At 61.0% G+C, this 2,595-nt stretch carries 3 protein-coding genes; all 3 read right to left on the bottom strand.

Features of this window, described 5'->3' with window-relative positions; genetic code table 11:
• Nucleotides 1-1,242: LutB/LldF family L-lactate oxidation iron-sulfur protein (locus ACOYNV_RS27340; RefSeq protein ID WP_422902977.1), on the bottom strand; the 1,242-nt coding region annotated here is incomplete at its 3' end.
• Nucleotides 1,243-1,253: 11 nt separating this feature from the next.
• Entirely contained in the window at nt 1,254-1,928 is a 675-nt protein-coding gene (locus tag ACOYNV_RS27345) for a LutC/YkgG family protein (RefSeq protein WP_422902975.1), read from the bottom strand.
• The coding region (locus tag ACOYNV_RS27350) for a (Fe-S)-binding protein (protein ID WP_422902976.1) at nt 1,925-2,595 on the bottom strand (671 nt) is incomplete at its 5' end. The genes ACOYNV_RS27345 and ACOYNV_RS27350, both read right to left, overlap by 4 nt.

Raw genomic sequence — 2,595 nt, forward strand, 5'->3', positions numbered from 1 at the left:
GTGACCGGGCCGGGCGTCGTGCGTGGCCTCGCCGCGCAGGCGGACGAGCAGGTCGGAGATCGGGATCTTGACCGGACACACTTCGCCACAGGCACCGCACAGGGTCGATGCCGTCGGTAGCGCATGCGTCGCCGCCAAGCCCATCATGTGCGGCGAAATTATTTCGCCGATCGGGCCGGGGTAGGTGGTGCCGTAGGCATGTCCGCCGATGCGCGTATAGACCGGACAATGGTTCATGCAGGCGCCGCAACGGATGCACTGCAACGTCGAGCGCATCTGTTCGTCGGCGTAGGCCTGGGTACGGCCGTTATCGAGCAGTACCAGATGCACTTCCTTCGGGCCGTCTAGTTCGGCGCCCTTGCCGTCCTTATCACCAGGCTTGCGCGGACCGCTGATCATGTTGAAGTAGGTGGTGATCGCCTGGCCGGTCGCCGAACGTGTCAGCAGAGCGAGCAGCGGCGGCACATGTTCCAGCTTTTCGACAACCTTTTCGATACCGGTAATGGCGATATGAACCTCCGGTACGGTGGTGCACATGCGCCCGTTGCCTTCGTTCTCGACCAGACACAGCGTGCCGGTTTCGGCTACCGCGAAATTCACGCCGGAAAGTCCGATTTCGGCGACCATGTATTTCTCGCGCAGCACGGCGCGGCCGATGCCGATCAGTTCATCGACCGACTCGGTGTAGGAAGCGCCCGGCACCTTCTCGGCAAACAGTCTGGCGATCTGCTGCTTGGTCTTGTGGATTGCCGGCATGATGATGTGTGAAGGCTTTTCACCGTCGAGCTGGACGATGTATTCGCCCATGTCGCTCTCCAGCGCCTCGATGCCGGCCGCTTCCATGGCGTGGTTGAGTTCGGTCTCCTCGCTGACCATCGACTTGCCCTTGACCATCAGCTTGGCCGAATGCTGCTTGGCGATGCCGATGATGATGGCGTTGGCCTGTTCGCCGTTCTCCGCCCAATGCACCTGAATGCCGTTGGCGGTGAGCGAGCGTTCAAGCTGTTCGAGCAGGTCGGGCAGGCGCGACAAGCTGTATTTGCGGATGTGCTCGGCCAGCCCGCGTTGCGCTTCCAGCGCTTCCGGGTCGGGAAACTGCGCCGCCCGCTTGGCCATCAGGAAATCCATCGCGCCGCGAAAGCTCTTGCGCAAATGCGCGTCGGAAACCGCCTCGGTGGTGCGCTGCCTGAATTCGCTGGCCGGGATGAACTTGAGTGTCTGGCTATTATCCGGGGCTTTCATCAGCGCATTCATCAACATTTCTCCTCATTGTCCAGCAGCAGAATGACCAGCTCTTTCGGGCCGTGCGCACCGTAAGCCAGCGTCACCTGGATATCGGCGGTCTTGGATGGTCCTGAGATGAGCAGGGCATTGGTCGGCATGGTGGTGGACCAGCCCTGGCCGATCATCGCTTCAAAGAAGGTGTCGTAGAGCGTGTCGGCATAAAGAAGCGCGAAGTGGATCGGTGGCACCAGCGACATCAAGCGCGGTTCCTCGGCAGTTGGCCAGACGATCAGCGTACCGGTTTCGGCAATGCCGCCACGCGTCGAGGTGAAACCGGCATCGGTATCGCGAAACAGCGCCGACTTCCACTCGTCAAGCGGACGGTCGTAAGCTTTCAAGCCGTTGATGCCAGAGGCTTCCAGCGCTGCCGAACAGGCCGTATTCGCCCCATAGAGCAGAGAATTCACCTTCTTGGCAACACACAATTCGCGCAGGGTTTCCGCCCAGTTGCCGGGCGTCACACGAACAACTTCGCCGCGCCAGAAAGCCATTCTTTCGCAGAAGCGCTCGATGCGTGCAGTGCGGTTTTCAGCCGGCACCCGGTTGCGTACTTCGTCATGAAATCCCTGCACGTCGGGAGCCAGCACCGTTTTCCCCTGTGGTGCGGCGCGCAGGCGCTGGAGAATGTTGTCGCGCGCACTCATGCTTTTTCTCCGGTTGTGGTCAGGCGCTCACGAAGAAAGGTCGCCAGGTGTTTTCCCTGGAAAGGGTCGCCGCGTTTCTGCAGGGTATGGTTGATGTTGAGCATGCAACCGCAATCCGCCGTGATAAAGGTTTCGGCGCCGTTTTCCTTTAATGCATCCGCCTTGTCGCCGGCCATGGCTGAGGAAATCGACGGGTGCTTGAGCGAGAAAGTGCCGCCGAAACCGCAGCATTCCGACTCGTGCGACTGGGTGACGACCGTAACCCCGGGTAGTTGGGCGAGCAGGGCGCGGGCGTGCTCATGCGTGCCCATTTCGCGACGGGCATGGCAGGAGGTGTGCAGGGTGACCGTCGCCGGTTTTCCGCTGTCCTTCCATTGCACCTTGAGTACGTTGAGCAGGAATTCGGAGAGTTCGAATACGCGCTCGGCCAGCGCTTCGGCTTGGGCCTGGTGCAGCGGATCTTCGTCAAACAGCTTGGGGTAGTGGTGGCGCATCATGCCGGCGCAGGAGCCGGAAGGAACCACTATCGGCCAGTCGTTGGGGAAGAGTTGCATCTGGATCAGCGCCACCGCACGCGCTTCGTCGGCATAACCGCTGGAGTAGGCGGGTTGCCCGCAGCAGGTCTGGTTTTCCGGGAAATGAACGGTGATGCCTTCGCGTTCGATCA

It is taken from the genome of Propionivibrio sp., from assembly GCF_049316945.1.
GTDB lineage: Bacteria > Pseudomonadota > Gammaproteobacteria > Burkholderiales > Rhodocyclaceae > Propionivibrio.

What these genes read in the sequence shown, in the direction of transcription:
- ACOYNV_RS27345 (WP_422902975.1), bottom strand. Translation starts at nt 1,928, where the DNA reads ATGAGTGCGCGCGACAACATTCTCCAGCGCCTGCGCGCCGCACCACAG.